At 51.3% G+C, this 18,556-nt stretch carries 15 protein-coding genes; 1 reads left to right on the forward strand and 14 read right to left on the reverse strand.

What is annotated here, in order from left to right; translation table 11 throughout:
* Positions 1–32: 32 nt before the first annotated feature.
* From mukB to cmoM, 4 genes are read right to left on the reverse strand one after another with little or no spacing between them, the layout of a single operon-like run.
* A complete protein-coding gene (gene mukB, locus GW579_RS06120; RefSeq protein ID WP_165058088.1) occupies positions 33–4,481 on the reverse strand; it encodes a chromosome partition protein MukB in 4,449 nt (1,482 codons plus the stop codon).
* Positions 4,478–5,209 carry a chromosome partition protein MukE gene (gene mukE / locus GW579_RS06125; RefSeq protein WP_152324154.1) on the reverse strand — a complete coding sequence of 244 codons (732 nt, stop codon included), beginning with the start codon at positions 5,207–5,209 and terminating at the stop codon, positions 4,478–4,480. The genes mukB and mukE overlap by 4 nt, the downstream gene beginning before the upstream one ends.
* The gene (gene mukF, locus GW579_RS06130; protein ID WP_152324155.1) at positions 5,190–6,512 is read right to left on the reverse strand and encodes a chromosome partition protein MukF; all 1,323 of its coding nucleotides are present in this window, start codon (positions 6,510–6,512) and stop codon (positions 5,190–5,192) included. Before mukF ends, mukE begins: the two co-directional genes overlap by 20 nt.
* On the reverse strand, positions 6,509–7,294 hold the full coding sequence (gene cmoM, locus GW579_RS06135; protein WP_152324156.1) for a tRNA uridine 5-oxyacetic acid(34) methyltransferase CmoM: 786 nt from the start codon (positions 7,292–7,294) through the stop codon (positions 6,509–6,511). Before cmoM ends, mukF begins: the two co-directional genes overlap by 4 nt.
* Before the next feature lie 156 nt (positions 7,295–7,450).
* On the opposite strand from cmoM, the gene elyC reads away from it, so the two are divergent.
* Positions 7,451–8,239, forward strand: a complete 789-nt coding sequence (gene elyC / locus GW579_RS06140) for an envelope biogenesis factor ElyC (protein WP_152324157.1) — start codon at positions 7,451–7,453, stop codon at positions 8,237–8,239.
* Here the strand turns inward: elyC and GW579_RS06145 are convergent.
* The 10 genes from GW579_RS06145 to ihfB all read right to left on the reverse strand — a co-directional run bounded on the left by GW579_RS06145 (position 8,232) and on the right by ihfB (position 18,550).
* The gene (locus GW579_RS06145) at positions 8,232–9,125 is read right to left on the reverse strand and encodes a YcbJ family phosphotransferase (RefSeq protein ID WP_165058090.1); all 894 of its coding nucleotides are present in this window, start codon (positions 9,123–9,125) and stop codon (positions 8,232–8,234) included. The genes elyC and GW579_RS06145 overlap by 8 nt on opposite strands.
* A 182-nt stretch (positions 9,126–9,307) precedes the next feature.
* Positions 9,308–10,066, reverse strand: a complete 759-nt coding sequence (gene kdsB / locus GW579_RS06150; protein WP_152324159.1) for a 3-deoxy-manno-octulosonate cytidylyltransferase — start codon at positions 10,064–10,066, stop codon at positions 9,308–9,310.
* A complete protein-coding gene (locus GW579_RS06155; RefSeq protein WP_104921460.1) occupies positions 10,063–10,245 on the reverse strand; it encodes a Trm112 family protein in 183 nt (60 codons plus the stop codon). Before GW579_RS06155 ends, kdsB begins: the two co-directional genes overlap by 4 nt.
* Before the next feature lie 378 nt (positions 10,246–10,623).
* The gene (locus tag GW579_RS06160) at positions 10,624–11,847 is read right to left on the reverse strand and encodes a winged helix-turn-helix domain-containing protein (RefSeq protein ID WP_165058092.1); all 1,224 of its coding nucleotides are present in this window, start codon (positions 11,845–11,847) and stop codon (positions 10,624–10,626) included.
* Positions 11,848–11,942: 95 nt separating this feature from the next.
* Positions 11,943–12,155 (reverse strand): cold-shock protein, encoded by a 213-nt coding sequence (locus GW579_RS06165; RefSeq protein WP_104921458.1) that lies wholly within the window; start codon positions 12,153–12,155, stop codon positions 11,943–11,945.
* A 249-nt stretch (positions 12,156–12,404) separates the two neighbouring features.
* On the reverse strand, positions 12,405–12,614 hold the full coding sequence (gene cspE / locus GW579_RS06170) for a transcription antiterminator/RNA stability regulator CspE (protein ID WP_104921457.1): 210 nt from the start codon (positions 12,612–12,614) through the stop codon (positions 12,405–12,407).
* Between the two features lie 354 nt (positions 12,615–12,968).
* A complete protein-coding gene (gene lpxK, locus GW579_RS06175) occupies positions 12,969–13,958 on the reverse strand; it encodes a tetraacyldisaccharide 4'-kinase (RefSeq protein ID WP_165058094.1) in 990 nt (329 codons plus the stop codon).
* Positions 13,955–15,703, reverse strand: coding sequence for a lipid A ABC transporter ATP-binding protein/permease MsbA (gene msbA, locus GW579_RS06180; RefSeq protein WP_152324162.1), 1,749 nt, complete (start codon positions 15,701–15,703; stop codon positions 13,955–13,957). The genes lpxK and msbA overlap by 4 nt, the downstream gene beginning before the upstream one ends.
* 38 nt (positions 15,704–15,741) lie before the next feature.
* Complete coding sequence (locus GW579_RS06185; RefSeq protein ID WP_165058096.1) at positions 15,742–18,015, reverse strand: DNA internalization-related competence protein ComEC/Rec2; 2,274 nt, start codon at positions 18,013–18,015, stop codon at positions 15,742–15,744.
* A gap of 250 nt (positions 18,016–18,265) precedes the next feature.
* Positions 18,266–18,550 (reverse strand): integration host factor subunit beta, encoded by a 285-nt coding sequence (gene ihfB, locus GW579_RS06190; RefSeq protein ID WP_013574835.1) that lies wholly within the window; start codon positions 18,548–18,550, stop codon positions 18,266–18,268.
* Positions 18,551–18,556: the final 6 nt, after the last annotated feature.

The following is an 18,556-nucleotide window of genomic DNA, read 5'->3' on the forward strand; positions in this document are numbered from 1 at the left end:
AAATACCAGGGCGTCAGGACTTCAGAAACGGATCAGGAAACGTCGGCCTCTGTCGTTGCCAGTGCAGGAAGCTCCGGAGCAAATCCACGTAAACCAACTACATGCACGTGTTCGTTATTGCCGAACACTTTACGCACCAGTTTGTAAGTCGTACCTTTTTCCGGGCTGATATTTTCCGGTGCCGCGATAATAAGCTGCATTTCCAACCTGTCGCAAAGCTCAAACAGAGTCGCGATAGATTTGGCATCCAGACGGGCCGCTTCGTCGAGGAACAGAAGGCGACAAGGCGAAATATCTTTACCACGCATGCGGCTCGATTCATCTTCCCAGCTCTGAACCACCATCACCAGAATCGACATACCCGTACCGATCGCTTCACCGGTAGACAACGCGCCACTCTCTGCACGCAGCCAGCCATCAGAACCACGGTTAACTTCCACCTCCATTTCGAGGTAGTTACGGTAATCCAGCAGTTCTTCACCGATCGTTTGCGGCATGCGTTGCCCCATATCGATCTGTGGATTCAGGCGTTGATACAGTTTTGCCAGCGCTTCGGAGAAAGTCAGACGGTTGCTGCTGAACAAGTCCTGATGCTGTTCCTGTTGTTCAGAAAGCACATCCAGCAAACCGGCGTGGGCTTCACGTACATTGACGTTCAGACGCACACTTTTGACCTGACCAAAGGCCACGGCCTGCAGACCCTGGTTGAGCTGGCGGATACGGTTTTGTTCACGCTGAATCGTTTTGCGAATAATATTCGCCACACTCTTCGAGCTGATGGCCAGCTGTTGTTCACGCGCCGTCAGTTCTTCCGTCAGGCGTCCCAGCTCGATTTCCATCTGTTCGATGGCTTCCACCGGATCGTCGGTGCGGATAATATCCTGACGGATACGCTCGCGCAGATGCTGATAGACCGCAATGTAGAACTGAATTTTGCGCTCCGGACGTTTTGGATCCTCGGAAAGACGCAGCACATCGCGCAGATGTTCGTTGTCAGACACTGCCAGCCGCAGCGCCCCGAGGGATTTATCCGACATAGAACGTAGTTCGTCGCCGTCCATATAGGCCAGCTCGCGGCGGTGAAGACGGCGCTCAACGCCATTATCTTTCACCAGACGCATCACGGCGCACCAGCCGGCTTTCGACGTCACCACCTGCTCACGGCTCTGATGGTAATCGCGCTCCAGCTTGCGCAATTTCTTCTGCAAATTGTCCATCTCGGCTTCACAGAAAGTAATCTGTTTTTCGAGCTGGTTACAGCGCGCACGGTTCGTACTGAGGGCGGAGTGCAATTCATCGCGGCGCGTTTTGGCGCGCGCTTCGGCGTTCGGATCGGCCTGAACGCCAATATCCTGCAATTCCTGGCTCAGTTCTTTGAGCATGTCGCGTTTGGCATCAAACGAACTTTTCAGGGATGCCAGAACCTGGCTGTATTGCGTCAGCTGGGTCTGATGCTGACGCATCTGCTCACGAGCGCGGGTACGTTCCGCTTCCGCATGCTCCAGGCGTTGGCGCAGTTTGTCATTCAGGTCACTGTTTTCATTGAGCATACCGGCAGAATCGGTATAGCCGAAGTGAGCGCGACGCTGAACGACTTCGGTCAGGGCAAACGCCTGCTGTTTCGCCAGACGCTGTGAATGCTGAGCCTGCGCATAATCTTCTTTCAGCTGCTCGTGCTGTTCCGGGTCACTTTGTAACACCGAGACCAGCGGTTCGAGTTTGCCAAGAGAAATGCCATGCTGCTGGATGAAACGGGCAGAGTCCTGCGCTTCATCCATTTCTTCACGGATTTCTTCCACACGGTCGATCAGCGTTTCGTCGCATAATAAACCAACACGCGGCTGCAATTTGTTCAGCATCGCGACAACTTCTTTAGCCTGTTCGTATTGCTGACGTTGCTGCTGATTCTGGCTTTCGTGCGCATTCAGAGCGCGCTCGAGCTCACCACGACGTCCGCTTAGCGTGCGGATTTCTGCTTCAGGATCGGCATCAAAAGCAACGGCCAAATGGCTGCCGATGAAGCGGCTGAACGCCTGATGCGCGCGCTGGATTTTCTGAACGTCAAACGACAGTGTCGCGTAACGCTCGGATAAATTTTCGCGTTCTTTATGCAGGGTTTCCAGACGATTTTCACGCGCGGCACGGCCAAACAGCGGCACCTGCGGGAAGTGGGAATAACGCCACTGACGGTCGCCGGTTTTGACCAGCACCGCACCCTGCATTTCTTCCACTTCAAAGACGTTATCGTCAAATGACTGCGGATCCCCTTCGATCAGATAGAGGTCTTCCGGACAATCATCCAGCCCGTCGAGCTGATCGCGGATCAACGACAGATCAGGCACGACGATCGCGTGACGTGACGGGCCATACAACGCGGAGAAATACGGGGCGTCGTCGATGGTCACGTCGTCATAAATCTCGGAGAGCAGTACGCCACCGAAACGTTCGGCCAGCGCAATCATGCGGGAATCTTCCGCACCGCTTGGCTGGCTCAGACGGGTAATCTGGCCTTCGATGCGGCGCTTACGTGCAGCGACTTCATCGCGTTCAACCGTCGTTTCCCGTTCGGTTTCCAGCAACTGCTGCATGTATTCAGTCACCTGCTGGCTGTTTTCCAGCGGTTCCTTACTTTGCTCACTCAGCTGGCTCAGTGCTTCCTGAGCGGCCAGCCAGACCGGCGCACGGGCAGTCAGTTCACGGATGCGCGACTGAACCTGTTCGAGTTCCTGACGCATTTCCATGCGGCGTTCACCGGCCTGTGAAACCACGCCCTGCAACTCTTCAATCTGGACTTCCAGCTCGCGCTGCATTTCGTCCAGATCTTCCGGCTGCACATCCTGCCCGGTGCGTTTGCAGAATTCCTGCAACTGACGCTCAGCGTCCTGCTGCTCACGAAGACGGCCTTCAAGCTCGGACAAACGCATGCGCAGCGGTTCGACGCGCTCTGCCTGATGCTGCTGAGAAGACCAGTCGCGTAATAATTCACGCGCGGTTTGCCAGGCCTGACTGCGGCTGACTTCACCGGCGATTTTCACCACAAGCTGATACGCAGTTTCAAACTGATTGTGCGCCGCTGATGCCACGCTCATTTTTTGTTCCAGCTGGAGCAGGATTTCTGTGGCTTCCTGTTCTTTGCTCTGGAATGTTTCCAGCCATTCTTCGCTGTTCTGTGTGCTCAGATCCGGGATCTGGCACAGGTCGCGCGCACGTTCAATGGCCTGCAACGCTTGCTGGTATTGAATCGCACGGGTTTGCTGAACGTCCAGCGCCTGCTGGTAATCGGCAAGCTGGCTTTTCAGCTCATCGACTTCAAGCTCGGCGGCCTCAGCTCGCGCTTCATGTTCAGCATGCAGTTCGCTGGCTTCCGCCACGACTTCATTCTGTTCTTCCAGACGATACGTCAGCTCTTCAAGATCACCTTCATAACGCTCGATTTTTTCCTGCTGACGCATCGCAGTCTGCACCAGACTGAGATGATCGCTGGCTGCCTGATAATCGGTTTCCAGATCACTTTGTGAACCGCTCTGCTCGGCCAGTTCACGCGCCATTTCGACATGACGGTATTGCTCGCCGGACAGCTGTTTCCGGCTGGTAAACAAATCGTTACGCAATACCAGCGCGCCATCGAGGTGAATACGACGTTCATTGGCGTGGCGCATATAGTCGGCCGCCACGTAAGATGTCGCTTCAGAAATCAGATGTTTGAACAGGTCACGGTCGGATTGCGTTACGCGAATAGCTTCCAGCGTCATGCGGTTTTCACGCAGCGCGGCTTCCATATCCTGGAATGCCTTACGCACACCGCTGTTTTCCGGCAACAGGTAGTCACGCAGGGAACGTGTGATGGCGCTGGAAATCCCGCCGTACAGCGAGGCTTCTATCAGACGATAGAACTTGCTGCGGTCAGACGCCGAACGTAAACGACGCGGTATGACCCCCAGATCGAACATCAGTGCATGGTAATCAGTGATCGAGTTGAACTGCTTAAACTGGACACCTTCCATGGCTTCGACGCGATCTTTCAGCTCCTGCAAAGACAGCACGCGAGCCTGACGCTCACCCACCGTTTCCGTCAGCATTTCCGTCGGATTAACCGCAACCGGCAAGCCCTGGATGGTGAACGGTTTGATGTCAACTTTGCGGTCACGGCCTGCAACCTGTTGCAAACGTACGCCAACCACAATGCGCTGGTGGCGTGAGTTCACCACATCCAGCACCGAGTAACACACGCCCGCACGCAATTTACCGTGCAGGCCTTTATCGCGGGAACCGGAGGTTGCACCAGCTTCGGTGGTATTACGGAAGTGCAGCAGTGTCAGGTCAGGGATCAGCGCCGTAACAAACGCAGCCATGGTGGTGGATTTACCCGCACCGTTACCGCCGGAAAGTGTGGTGACCAGTGAATCGAGGTCAAAAGTCCGGGCAAAGAACCCGTTCCAGTTAACCAGCGTCAGTGAGCGAAATTTACCGCGTTCAATCATTCCTGTTCATCCTCTGCACTATCAGGTCCCTGATGCCCTGCCTGCAACTCGCCGTCTTCACTTTCATCGTTCAGTGACAACGCACTGTCGACGGGCATCGCTTCGCCGTCGCGGATCATCCGTAACTGTGCTTCACGGGCATCATCGCCGCTGCGAACATCCGCACCAAAACGGAATACCGCTTCGGTGATACGGAATTTGCTGCTGTCGACACCCATGAAATACACCATGCCCAGACGGCGCAGACGGTTCAAAGACGTACGGACTTTATCCTGTAATTTCTGGCGATCTAAATCCGAACCGGTCGAGCGCTGATTGACATATTTCAGCAGCTTGTTTTCATCGGCCAGACTTAGCAGCTCGTCATACAGTTCCTGCTGGGTAAAAATCCCTTCGTGCGCAAGGCGTTCCGGGCTGAGATACAGATAGCAGAGAATTTTCCCCACCATCATATCCAGCTCGGAAAGCACCGAACGGGGGATCAGCGTCGTCGAGCGCGGGCGCAAATAGAAGAAACCTTCCGGTGCCCGGATCAGCTCTACGCTGTAGCGGCTATAAAACAACTCCATTTCTTCCTGATAATCCATCAGGAAAGCGTGGTTATCGAGTTCATCAATGCCAATATGGCGGCCAGAACGGAGCTGGCTATCGAGAGCAGGAAACACTGAATTTGCCAGCGCCTGCGCCAGCTTAGCTGGCATTATGTGTTCAATATTTGTCGATGACATGGGCCTGCACCTTGGCTCCGTAATCATTGATTGCCTGCCATTCGGCATGCAACCCTGAAAAATCTGCTTCAGCCACACCAAGGCGAACTGCCTGGTCGACCACAATTCGCGCGACATCAAAGTGTCGGGCCCGCGGATACTGTTTGAGATATTCGCGCATTACCATGCCCAGATTGAGCGGCGTTTTCTGTTGTTGATAGACCTGTAATGCCTGTTCAATCAATGCCGCAAGCTGTTCGCGGATTTCGTTAAATTCTTCAAATTCCAGATCCGGCGGTAACTCACCGGTGACTTCCTCACTGCGCAATGCCAGTTCTTCATCACGCATATCCAGCAAGCGATCCGCATTGGCGAATGTCAGCGTCCAGGGCTGGTCAAAATAGTTTTGAACCGACTGTCGCAGACGCTGCGCAAATACGCGGTTTTTATCCATGTCGATAGCCGTACGGATAAATTTATGCACGTGGCGGTCGTAGCCAATCCACAGGTCAATCGCCTGCTGGCCCCAGCTGGTGATGCGGTCGAGTTTATTCTGTAAATCGAAAACCAGTTTGTCGACGAAGCTCAGGTCCATTTCCACCATCGTGGCATCCTGAATACGCAACAGGTGCGCCTGCAACAGGTCGCCCGCAGCTTCCAGCGTATCCTGCAATTCACGCAGCGTGCCGGAGGTTTCTGACAAAAGGATTTCACAGCTGGAAATGGCCGCACGCCAGTCTTTGTTGAGCAGCCCGGCGATATCATCTTTCACGCCCTGTTGCTGCTCATCCATGATCCGCTGGGTCATGTCGATACTGTCAAAAATTTCAGCGACGGAATATTTCAGCGGCGCATAAACGTTGCGGTGCCAGTGGAAATCATCGCCACCCTCTTCGGCGGCATCGGCCGCACGCTTAAGTTCCTGTGCAACAATCGACAATTGCATAGACAACCGCAGGGTAGAAAATTCACGCTGACGGATATAATAATCTGAAATACCGATTGCCAGCGGCGTCAGGCGATAAATGGCATTGCCATCCGCCAGTTCGCTGACAAACCGGTTGAGCAGGCGCTGACGCACCATATCATTGATGGCGTTATTGGCACGAACGGTGACCGTTTCGTTTGTCTGCTCGAAACCTTTACTGACGTGGCGAAACGCGTCGACCAGCTCACCTTCACTCATTTCCCCATCAAGGCGCTCGCTGTTTAACGTGGCAATTGCCAGAAGAAAAGCCAGCCGCTCCGTTGGCAGCGAAATTGAGAAATCATTTTTCCGTGCCCAGGCGACCAGTTCGGGTACAGTCTGGGAAAATTCACTCATAATTCGTCCTTCAGAATGGGTTTATGCGCCATCACATGGATGTAACGTCCCAAACTAACAAAAGGTTCCTGACGGCAATAACGCTGTTCCAGCGCCAGAAGCTCGTCAAAATCCTGCTTATGTTGTTGTCTGTTTCGCAAATAATCGTGGAATACTCTAACACCGGTTTTGCCGCTTATCTGCATCCCAAGCTCTTCCAGCCACTGATAGACCTGCGCAGGTTCCAGCGGATGATCGGGCAACAGGGAGCTCTTTTTGATTTTTGGCACGCCGGCTTCAACATGACCGAAATTTCCCAGGATCATGTGCCGCATGACCAGACCGTGGATATTGTAAAACATCAGCGAGATTGCGCCACCCGGCACCAGGCAATCGGTCAGTGCAGCCAGCGCCTGTTGGGGTTCCGCAAGCCATTCAATGACCGCGTGAAACAATATCAGATCAACCGGCGCTTCCAAATGTTCTGCGATGTGCTGAGCGGGACAATGTACAAATTGCATGTTGTCGCTCACACCTTTTTCAATCGCCGCAGCCTGCGCGCGACGGATCATCTCACCGGAGAGATCGCACAACAAGACCTGATGTCCTAAAGCGGCCAGTTCGCAGGCCATTTGCCCTTCGCCACCGCCTGCATCAAGAATACGCAACGGCCGCTGCGGCAAAGTCTTCATCAACTCCTGCAGATCCTGACCCAGCACGGCCTGACGGATACGTCCTTTCGTTGTGCCGTAGATATTGCGCGAAAACTTTTCGGCCATATCGTCAAAATTACGATCCTGCATGAATTGAACCTTGTTCCTGAAAACGTTTTGCCGGGTTATCTCTGTGCGGCATCGCCGCGTGAGGTGCTATTTTGGCACAGGCTGGCATAGAATAAATCATCCTGACGCTGATTCACGCCCGGATGTCGTTTTTTCACCCAAAAGGACCGGTTTCTGATGCTATTTATCCTAAAAAAAACTGTCGGCGGCCTGTTAATGCCACTGCCTTTTATCCTGCTGATGATGGCGATCGCGCTGGTGTTGTTATGGATGACCCGCTGGCAAAAAACCGGAAAAGTGTTTTTTTCACTGAGTTGGCTGCTGTTGCTCCTGCTGAGCCTCCAGCCAGTGGCTGACAATTTACTTCGCCCGGTGGAATCTGGCTATCCGACGTATCAGCCTCAGGCGCATCCGCCGGTAAAATACGTTGTCGTTCTCGGTGGCGGCTATACCTATAACCCGGACTGGGCACCCAGCTCCAACCTGATCAGCAACAGCCTGCCCCGCGTCGCAGAGGGGATCCGAATTTATCGTGCAAATCCGGGATCGAAAATCGTGTTTACCGGCGCGCAGGCCATGACAAATCCGGTGAGCAGTGCGGCCGTTGCAGGGAAAGTGGCGGAGAGTTTAGGTGTGCCGGAGAGTGATATCATTTTGCTCGATAAGCCACGGGATACGCATCAGGAAGCGCAGCAGGTAAAAATTCTGGCCGGTGATCAGCCTTTCGTGCTGGTAACCTCCGCCAATCATCTGCCCCGCGCACTGGTTTTCTTCAGGCAGGCAGGACTGAGCCCAATCCCGGCTCCGGCGAATCAGCTGGCAATTGATTCCCCGCTTAACCCGTGGGAAAGAGCCCTTCCGCAGGCACTTTTCTTATCTCACAGTGAACGGGCGTGGTACGAAACGCTGGGGAGTATCTGGCAATGGATGACGCTGCCGTCATCCGAAACGAAGCCCGTCAGTTAAGCCACGGCAACAGTTGCTGTCGCGCATAGTCAAACTGGCGGCGATCGAGCTTACCGGTATGGATAAGGTGCGCGACAGATTCCCACAGTAAATAGAACCAACGGCGCTCAAGGAAGGTGTCTGAGACGGGCGCTTTTTGCAAATAGCTGAACAGCAGTTGCTCGCTCATGCCCTTTTCCCAAAGACGGAACAAATCAAATTCACGCGGCGCCCATAAAACGGTACCCGGATTAATCATCGCCAGAAGCTGATCGCTGCGCGGGTCTTTCAGCATACTGCGCAGGGAAAGATTGCCGTGAACCAGAACCGGCGTGTCATCGAATTCCCTGAACAAGGTCGCAATGCTGGATCGGGAACGGAAAAGCACCGTGCGATCTTCCGGCGTGAGTTCCGGCGCCTGTAAATTTGATAAGGTTGACCACAGCACTTCAACACGTTGCGGATACCAGTTTTCCCAGCGGTTTTCCTGGGTGCTGTCGACTGAACCGACGCAACCGTGGCTGTCAATACGGTGCCAGGCCAGCATCGCCTCAACGATTTGCTCCTGCAATATTTTCCAGCGTTCCGGCGTGCGGGTGGGTGCTTCTGCTGAGACGCCGCGCAGACGTTCAATCAGCAAAATTTCCCGATAGGGTTTTTGATGCGTCGTGACCATGCCGTAAACCGTCGGCACGCGCACTACGCCTTCTCTGGCCAGCATCGAGAGTTTGTAGGCTTCCTGCCCCGCGATGCCTTCGCAGACAAAACTTTTCGCCATCAGCGGCATTGCATAGCCCTGCTCATCATAAAGAGAAAAAAGATGGGCATAAGGTTGTTCACTGACGCATTCAAGGCGGGATAAACACTCGCCCAAAACAATACTTAACTCGGCTTTTAGCTGTTCCATAACGTATTCGCAGTGACGAAAAGATTAACGTTTATGATGAAAGCTTCGACAGATGAATACCCCGTTTCAGATCAAACAAAAACCGGATAATTGCTTCAGGAGAGAGAGGATAACTCGGAAACTGGAAGGAACGTCAGATAAAAATGGACGGAATGTGACGCATTCCGTCCGCTAACCGTGGCTCAGGAATGCGAGTGGCCCAGGATCTTACGTACGCGTTCCAGATCTTCCGGAGTATCAACCCCTACTGAAGGAATGGCTTTCGCGACATCAACGTGGATTTTTTCACCATACCACAGCACCCGGAGTTGTTCGAGCAACTCAATGTGCTCCAGTTTGCTCGGTTCCCACTGAACGTACTGACGGATAAAACCGGCGCGATAGGCGTAAATACCGATATGGCGCAGGAAGACGTCGCCAATCGTGTCTTTAGAAACAGCGAAACGCTCACGTTCCCACGGGATGGCCGCGCGGGAGAAATACATGGCGTAACCGTTAGCATCGCGAACCACTTTTACTGCATTCGGGTTGAAGGCTTCTTCGGCAGATTCAATCGGTACTGCCAGCGTTGCCATACCCGCAACGCTGTTAGCCAGATTTTCAGCGACCTGACGGACAATCACCGGCGGGATCAGCGGCTCATCACCCTGCACATTAACGATGATTTCATCATCTGCAAACTGACAAATTTGGATAACTTCTGCCAGACGTTCGGTACCAGACTGATGATCAGGGCTGGTCAGGCAGACTTCACCACCTGCAGCTTTCACTGCGGCCACAACTTCCGGATGGTCGGTCGCTACAATCACGCGTTTCGCACCGGATTCCAGCGCACGTTCCATGACGTGCACAACCATCGGTTTACCGTTAATATCGGCCAAAGGCTTACCGGGCAGGCGGCTGGACCCAAAACGGGCCGGGATAATTGCAATAAAACTCATGGATGTGTCTCATCAACAGAAAGCGGGCGGGCTTCGTTTTCTAATAATACTGGGATGCCGTCCCGAACCGGATAAGCCAGACTGTCGGCTTTACACACTAATTCCTGTGCTTCCTTATTGAAGTACAGTTTCCCGTTACACACAGGGCACGCAACGATTTCAAGTAAACGATGGTCCATTAATTCCTCCCGGAGGCGAATACACCGCTTTTCAGCAGGGTGTCACGCAAAAATGCATTGGAAAACACAATACAACGGCTCCAGAGAATAGCATAACGCCCCCTCTCCGTTAATCCTCACGTCACCTTCTGTTACGCCTCCAGAAAGTTAAATTAATGTGATTAAAAAATATCACTCATGAAGGATTGCGTTGCAGATTACGTGGGAGTACAATTTTTTTGTGATGCACATCACACTATAAACTTCAGATATGAGCACAAAATGAAAACCATTAACAAAATCATCGCAATGTTCGCTAACTTCAGCAACTAATGCTGAGTAACACCTGCAATCATCGTGAATAAACGGCTGCCTGATGCAGCCGTTTTACTTTCTGGATCAGACCCGCCAACCCGTATTCCATAACACTGTTAACGCTTCCGGCCCTTTCGAAAACAATACGTCTTCTGCTCCCTGCCATGCAGCAAAGCGCGTAATCGCGCCGTGAATGTCCTGCGCACGCCGGGATGTCATCGTGACTTCAGGCTCGAGGTGAAGACTTTTCACCTCCAGAACCTTTTCCTTGCGGTGCATTTTGGCATCTATGCGCCCGACTAACTCGCCGCGCTGAAGGATCGGTAACGTGAAATACCCGTACTGACGCTTTGCCTCCGGCGTATAGCATTCAATCCGGTAATCAAAATTAAAAAGAGTCGAGGCGCGCTTGCGATCCCACACAACCGGATCGAACGGTGAAAGCAGTGTCGTCACCGTTGAGCTGATTCGTGACTCACGCGCTTTTTGCAACAGAGGAAATTGTTGCTGGTGGACATAATATTTTCCCTCCAGCCCGCTGACTTCAACAGGCGTGACTTCTCCATTTTCCAGGAGTGTTTCAATCACTTTCCGGGTATCAACACGTTTAAGGCGATAATAATCTGCCAGCCATTCCGCTTTGAATATCCCCAGATACTGCGCCGAACGACACATCATTTGATATTCCGCCGCTTCCTGGCTAAGTGCCTGCGCCGCATCATCCCAGCCGGGCATGACGCGCTCTGCAAGATCGTACACGCGGTGAAAATTACGTCGCTCGGACACCATCAGCTTTCCGGAAGTAAACAGCGTTTCCAGATGTTTTTTATGCGGTTTCCAGTCCCACCAGCCGCTGTTTGATTTTTTCTCCGCACTGAAATCCGCAGAACGCACCGGACCTTTTTCTGCAATATGGCTCAGAAGAGCTTGAATATCAGCCTGATGTTCATCAAACCAGTCTTGAGAAAATTTCCATCCCATGCCCTGCGGGTTCAGCATCTTGTGCCGCAATAACCCGTAATCCTCGCGAGGGATAAAACAGGCTTCGTGCGCCCAGTATTCAAAAATTTTCCCCTCAGATAACGCATCTTCCAGCCATTGTGGGGAATAATTTCCGAGGCGGCTAAACAATACGAGGTAAGGGCTTCTGGCAACCACGCTGATCGTATCGATTTGCAGCAATCCCATATTCTGAATGGAATCGACAACATCACCGGCAGACGGTTTTCGGGTCAGAGGTTTAAGAAGATTTTGTGCAGATAAATGCAGGGTGCGGGCCGAACTGAGAGATATAACCGGGTGAGACATATCGGTATCCGTGGCAGCGATAAACTGTGGATACCGATAACATATTTTTGCCGGAGCGTAAAATTCAGCTCAACGGCGCATTACAAAAACCAGACTTAGAACGCAATAACATCAGCCGCTGAAGGGCCATGTGCTACGCTGCGGTAAGTGGTGAACTCTACACGCTGACCGGCACTCAGTGATTTATTACCGGTATTGGCAATGGAGGTACGCTGAACATAAATCTCAGAAGAACCATCCAGAGGGCAAATAAAACCGTAGCCTTTAGCCTGGTTGTACCATTTAACTAAACCCATTTTTAACATCATAATTTCTATCCTTTCTTTGGGCATCCATGAACACACTTTTTTATTATTGTTCGGATGCGTTTGCCCATATCTAAGTTATTTTTTTATAAAAAACCTCTAATGAGCGAATTTGTTTAACGATTATTTTTACTGCGAACTTCTTTAAAGCTCATTTCTTTTCGGGCACTAAAAACCCGCCGTTGGGCGGGTTTTACTCTGCTGATATGAAAGACAATTCGAGTTGTTTCATATCATCACATTATTCTCTGATTACAGAGCGATAACGTTAGCAGCAGCCGGACCACGCGGGCTGTCCTGAATGGTGTATTCTACACGCTGGCCTTCAGCCAGAGTTTTGAAACCATCCGTTGCGATTGCGGAGAAATGTACAAAGACATCTTTACCGCCATCAGCTTGCTCAATAAAACCAAAACCTTTGCTTTCATTGAACCACTTAACCTGACCCATTTTCTTAGACATATTTAAAACCCTTTAACTTTTACTCAATAAGATCCTGCCATTCGGCAATGTTGGCCAATAGTTCAGACAATTACTTATGGGAGGGACTTAGAAGGTTCGTCTTGGAAGCGGAATCATCGGGAAAGAGATAACGTCTGGGAGGAACTGCTTTACTCTACACTCATACATAAATAGCGCTGTAACACAGGCTGTACGCATTTACTCATAACCTGCAAACAATAGCAAGTCACGATACGCAATAATTTTAAGGGTCATTAATATTTACGCAAATAAGTCATTAAAATCAGTCGCATTGAAATTATAAATTTACGTAAATTTCGAATATCTGAAGTGGATTTCGAAGATACAACCCGCTTAAAGATGGGTTTTCAAAATAAGATCAGCTATTTTTTGCAATAATTTCTCTGCCTGTAAACCCTGAATTTTTGCTTCGACGGGCAAATACCACCAGTCCGGCTGAGCAAAAGAGCGGCATTTTACGGCATCTTTTTCCGTCATCAGAAGCTGCTGACCGGGTTGTACCGTAGCGGAAATCTGTTCAGGGGAGTACGCCTGATGATCGGCGAAAGCGATTTCCTTTTGCAAATCTACCCCCAGCTGTTTGAGTGTCGCAAAAAAGCGTGGTGGATGACCAATACCGGCCATCGCCACCACATTCTTCAGCATCGATGCATCGCGCAGTTCACCCGTCACCAGATTCACGGCTTTGCCCGGCTGTAAAACCATAGACAGCTCACCGGCAAGCGCGGTGCCACCGTTGGTAATCACCGCATCAACAGAACGCAGACGCGCCTGACGTTCGCGCATCGGTCCGGCAGGCAACCAGTGGCCGTTGCCAAAGCGCCGGACGCCGTCAACCACCACAACTTCAACATCACGCTGAAGCGCGTAATGTTGAAGGCCATCATCCGTGATAATGACGTCCAGCTCATGCGCGGCCAGCAGTGCTTTAACGGCATCAGAACGAACCGGGGACACCGCAACAGGCGCTCCGGTTCTCTGGAAGATCAATACGGGCTCATCACCCGCCTGAGCAGCCTTTGTATCTGCTGCTAATACCAGCGGATAGCTTTCAGCCTTACCGCCGTAACCGCGTGAAACTACGCCCACGCGGAATCCATGCTGCTGTAGCGTTTCAACCAGCCAGATAACCACCGGCGTTTTACCATTGCCCCCGGCAGTGAGGTTCCCCACTACCACGACGGGCACAGGCGCCCGCCAGCTTTTTTTAAGCCCTGATTTATAGCTGTAACGGATTAAATTCGAGATTAACCCGTACAGCCAGGACAAAGGCAACAGCAACAGATAGAGCGGTGATTTACCTGACCAGATACGCTCAATCATTGGCCAAACTGCATCCGGTAGAGCTGCGAATAAACACCGCGTTCTTCCAGCAATGCGGTGTGTGAGCCACGTTCCACAATACAACCATCTTCAATCACCAGAATCTCATCGGCTTTTTCGATGGTCGATAGGCGGTGCGCAATCACCAAAGAGGTACGGTTTTTTTGCAGTTCATCCAGTGCGGCCTGAATTGCACGTTCTGACTCGGTATCCAGCGCAGAAGTCGCTTCATCAAGGATCAGAATCGGCGAGTCGCGCAGCAACGCACGCGCAATCGCGATGCGCTGGCGTTGGCCACCAGAAAGCAGGACACCATTCTCGCCAATAACCGTGTCCAGACCTTTATCCATCTTACCGATGAAATCCATCGCATAAGCCATTGTTGCGGCTTTTTCGATTTCTTCACGGGAATAAAGATCAGTACGGGCATACGCAATGTTGTTGGCAATCGTATCGTTGAATAAATGAACGTTCTGCGATACAAGTGCAACCTGATCGCGCAGTGATGACAAGGTATATTCACGCAGGTCATGACCGTCCATCAGGATTTTACCTTCCTGGATGTCATAGAAACGTGTCAGCAGGTTGGCAATAGTCGATTTACCGGACCCGGAACGCCCCACCAGCGCAACAGTTTTCCCTTCCGGAAGAGCGAAAGAAATATCGCGCAGCGCAGGAGCATCGCGACCAGGATAGGTGAAGGTGACATTCTTGAATTCAACTTCCCCTTTAACGCGTTTAACTTCCAGCTTGCCTTCGTCTTTTTCCTGCTCCATGTCCAGAATAGAGAACAGCGTCTGGCAAGCTGCCATACCGCGCTGGAATTGGGAGTTGACGTTCGTCAGGGACTTCAGCGGGCGCATCAGCGCAATCATCGAGGAGAAGACCACGGTGATCGTACCGGCACTGAGTGTTTCCATCACAGACGGGAAGCTTGCCGCATACAGCACGAAAGCCAGTGCCAGAGAGGCGATCAGCTGAATAATCGGGTCAGAAATCGATGAAGCAGAAACCATACGCATACCTTGCTGACGCATACGGTTACTGACTTTATCAAAACGCTCAGTTTCAACTTTCTGGCCACCAAAGATCAGAACTTCTTTGTGCCCTTTCAGCATCTGCTCTGCGCTGGTCGTCACTTGTCCCATCGTGTTTTGCATCGATTTACTGATGTTACGGAAACGTTTAGACACCACGCGGATAACAACCGAAACGATCGGTGCTATGACCAGCAAGATCACTGAAAGCTGCCAGCTGTAGTAAAACATCATGATAAACAGGCCAATGATTGAAGCCCCTTCACGCACGACGGTGACAAGAGCGCTGGAAGACGATGAAGCCACCTGCTCAGAGTCATAGGTAATACGGGAAAGCAAGGTACCGGTGGATTGCTGGTCAAAGAATGCGACCGGCATTCTCATCATGTGACCAAACAGGCGGCGGCGCATATGCATAACCACTTTGCCCGATACCCAGGAGATGCAGTAGCTCGAAATGTACCCGCTCACGCCACGAACAATCATCAGACCAATTACGACAAGTGGCATCCAGAGTAAAATTGAGCGGTCTGCTTTTCCGAATCCGTCATCTAAAAGCGGTTTCAGCAAAGACAGCATGAAGGTATCACTGGCGGCGTTGGCGACCAGCGCAATAGCCGCAGCAACCAGCCCGGCTTTAAAAGGTGTGATCATCGGCCATAGGCGACGGAATGTCTGCCACGTGGAGAGATCTTTATCGTTCATCATGCAATATCAACCAGCATCGAAAGAAATAGCGGCCTATTCTACTCATTATCTACTGATACTCCAAACCGGCGGTGGTACCAACGTGGGTTTAATTGCTCCCGTAAGCCTTTAATTGCCCAATAATCACCATAAATGAACAGGCTTAGTTGACCGGAATCCGAAGTGGAGTGCCAGTCATAGCGGGCTTTGTTGTATCTGCTAACAACTTTATGCGCGGGAAGATGCCATTTGTTGAAACGTGCTGCCGATGTCAGCGCCGATTCCGGCGAAACAGCCCGCAAAAAAGGCGGTGAAGACGACGTATTACTCCCGTGATGAGGAACCTGAAGCACTGTAGAGTGCAATTTCTGCTTCGATTTCCTGATCAAGGCCCTTTCTGAACCGGCTTCAATATCCCCTGTCAGCAAAAGGCTGAATGAACCATCATCAATGCGGATGACGCAACTGTCATCATTTCGCGCATCAGCAACTTTTGCCTCCGGCCATAAAACGTTAAAATTCAGCCCCTGCCATTGCCAGTGTTCTCCGGCCACACACGCCAGATGCCCCTCTGACATGGAACTCTCCCGCAAACTTGCCTGAGGATATCGCGATTGCAAAAATGGCAGGCCACCACGATGATCCATATCGTTGTGACTGATAATTATCTGTTCTAACTCGATATTATGCCAATTCAAAAACGGTAAAATATTCTGTTCAGCCGCTGACCCACCTTCCCACTTATTCCCCGTATCATAGAGAATACCTTTCCCATTCCGGCTGATGAGTACCGACAAACCATGCCCGACGTCCAGCATATCAACACGCCAGCGTTCAGCAGGGATCCGTCCGTACCAGACTACGGATACCGCGCAAAACGACACCAGTATTGAAACCCATTGTTTCACGTGCCCAATACGGCAAAAAATTATAGCAACCCATCCCAACAAACTGACAAACAGAAAGTTTTCTCCCAGCGCAAACCAACTACCGATGAATGGTCTTACGCCCCACATTGCCAGATTCAGTGTGTAATCAGCACCCTGCCAGAGTAAGGTTTGGATCCCCGTCAGCAACCCGGCCGGGAAGATGTTCAGAAAAAGGACGACCAGAACACAGGGAACTGTGAGTAGTGATACAACTGGTACAGCCCACATATTTGCCAGAAATGAGGCAACATTGATCCCATGGAAAATGCCAGTTTGCAGGGGCAATAAAAGCAGGGTCACTCCGGCCTGCAAATGTCCCCAACGAATGACACACCAGTACCAGTGCCGCTGAAACTTCGCCGGTAAAGGCACCCATTGAAACCAGAAAACCAGAGAAGCGACGGCAAAACACGACAACCAAAAACTATCTGACAATAAATTCATCGGATCAGTTATTAGCAAAAGCGCTACGCCCCATAACCAGACCTGCCAGGGATGACAACGAACCCGAAAGTAACGCAGCAGGATCCATAATGAGAATGCCATCGCTGTCCGCATAGCAGGCGCATTACAACCGGCAAGCCACGTGTAAACCAGCAGGAAAATCTCACTGACTACCAGCGGAAAGCGATAATCGATTAATCTGACAGGCATAAACCACTGACACATCCGCGCCAAACACCCACCAAACAATGCGGCAATCCCAATGTGCAGACCGGAAATGGCGACCAGATGCGCAATCCCGGTACGCTGTAAAACCAACATTTCTGGTTTTTGAATCAACCCTTTCTCCCCAAATGCCAATGCAATAAGCACTGGCGCATTCATAAGTTCTGGCATCTTCTGCATGACGCGTTGGATAAATTGCTGACGCCAGTCCGCCTCAGTGTCCAGAGGCTCCCCGCTGTAGATTGTGCCGGTCAGTGGCGCATGCTGCGACAACGCCCAGCGCTGTGCATCAAAGCCACCTTCATTGAGCAGGCTATGTGCCGGACGCAGGCTGACAAGTATTTTCCATCGTTGCCCTGCCAACAGAGGCGTAGTATCCCCTTCCCATTTAGCCCGGAATAACACGGGAGGAAAAACGCGTTTACCCTCCTCTCTTTCTATCCTGAAGAAGCGGGAAGACCCTTCCGTTCCCAAACTCACCGTTTTCACCTCGGCAATCACTTCACGTTTAACGCCCTGAAGGGATGAAATCTGTTGCAGCTGGATTTGCCCCTGATAAGCAGCCCAACAGAAGCTCAGTAATGTGATGGCAATCAGTCTGAATAGTTTTCGTTCAGGAACGAACAGCAGACAAGTCATCAGAAATAAGGCAACAAGCTGAACTGTCGTGGGAATTGTGGCGAGAAAAATCAGCGGCACCATGCCGGTGATAATGGCAATTGCGACCTCATCCATTGAGATTTTGATGTTTTTACCCTCAGCGTTAAACGGCCTGTAATTCAGGTCAACGTCAGGACTGGAGTATGGTTTTTGAGCGAAAAAGGGACAAGTATCAGAAGGAATCGATGCGAGGCATTACGCAAATAATAAGCAGAATAGAGAAAACGGAAACAGTCTTCAGGTCGAAAATGACAAAAAAAACGGCACCTTAAAGGCACCGTTTTGCATTCGCTATAGGCAGTCATTTATGTTTCAGGAATAAACCTTAGCCATAAATGTTCGCGCGATCACGCAACTCTTTACCTGGCTTAAAGTGAGGAACGTACTTACCGTCCAGCTCAACTTTATCGCCCGTTTTAGGGTTACGTCCCACACGCGGAGCACGGTAGTGAAGAGAAAAACTGCCAAACCCACGGATTTCGATGCGTTCACCATCAGCCAAGGTTGCAGCCATATGCTCAAGCATCTCTTTCACTGCATCCTCAACAGCTTTCGCCGGGATATGAGAGTGCTGGCCAGCAAGTCTTTCAATAAGTTCAGACTTGGTCATAGTACC

It is taken from the genome of Rahnella contaminans, assembly GCF_011065485.1.
Classification (GTDB): Bacteria; Pseudomonadota; Gammaproteobacteria; order Enterobacterales; family Enterobacteriaceae; genus Rahnella; species Rahnella contaminans.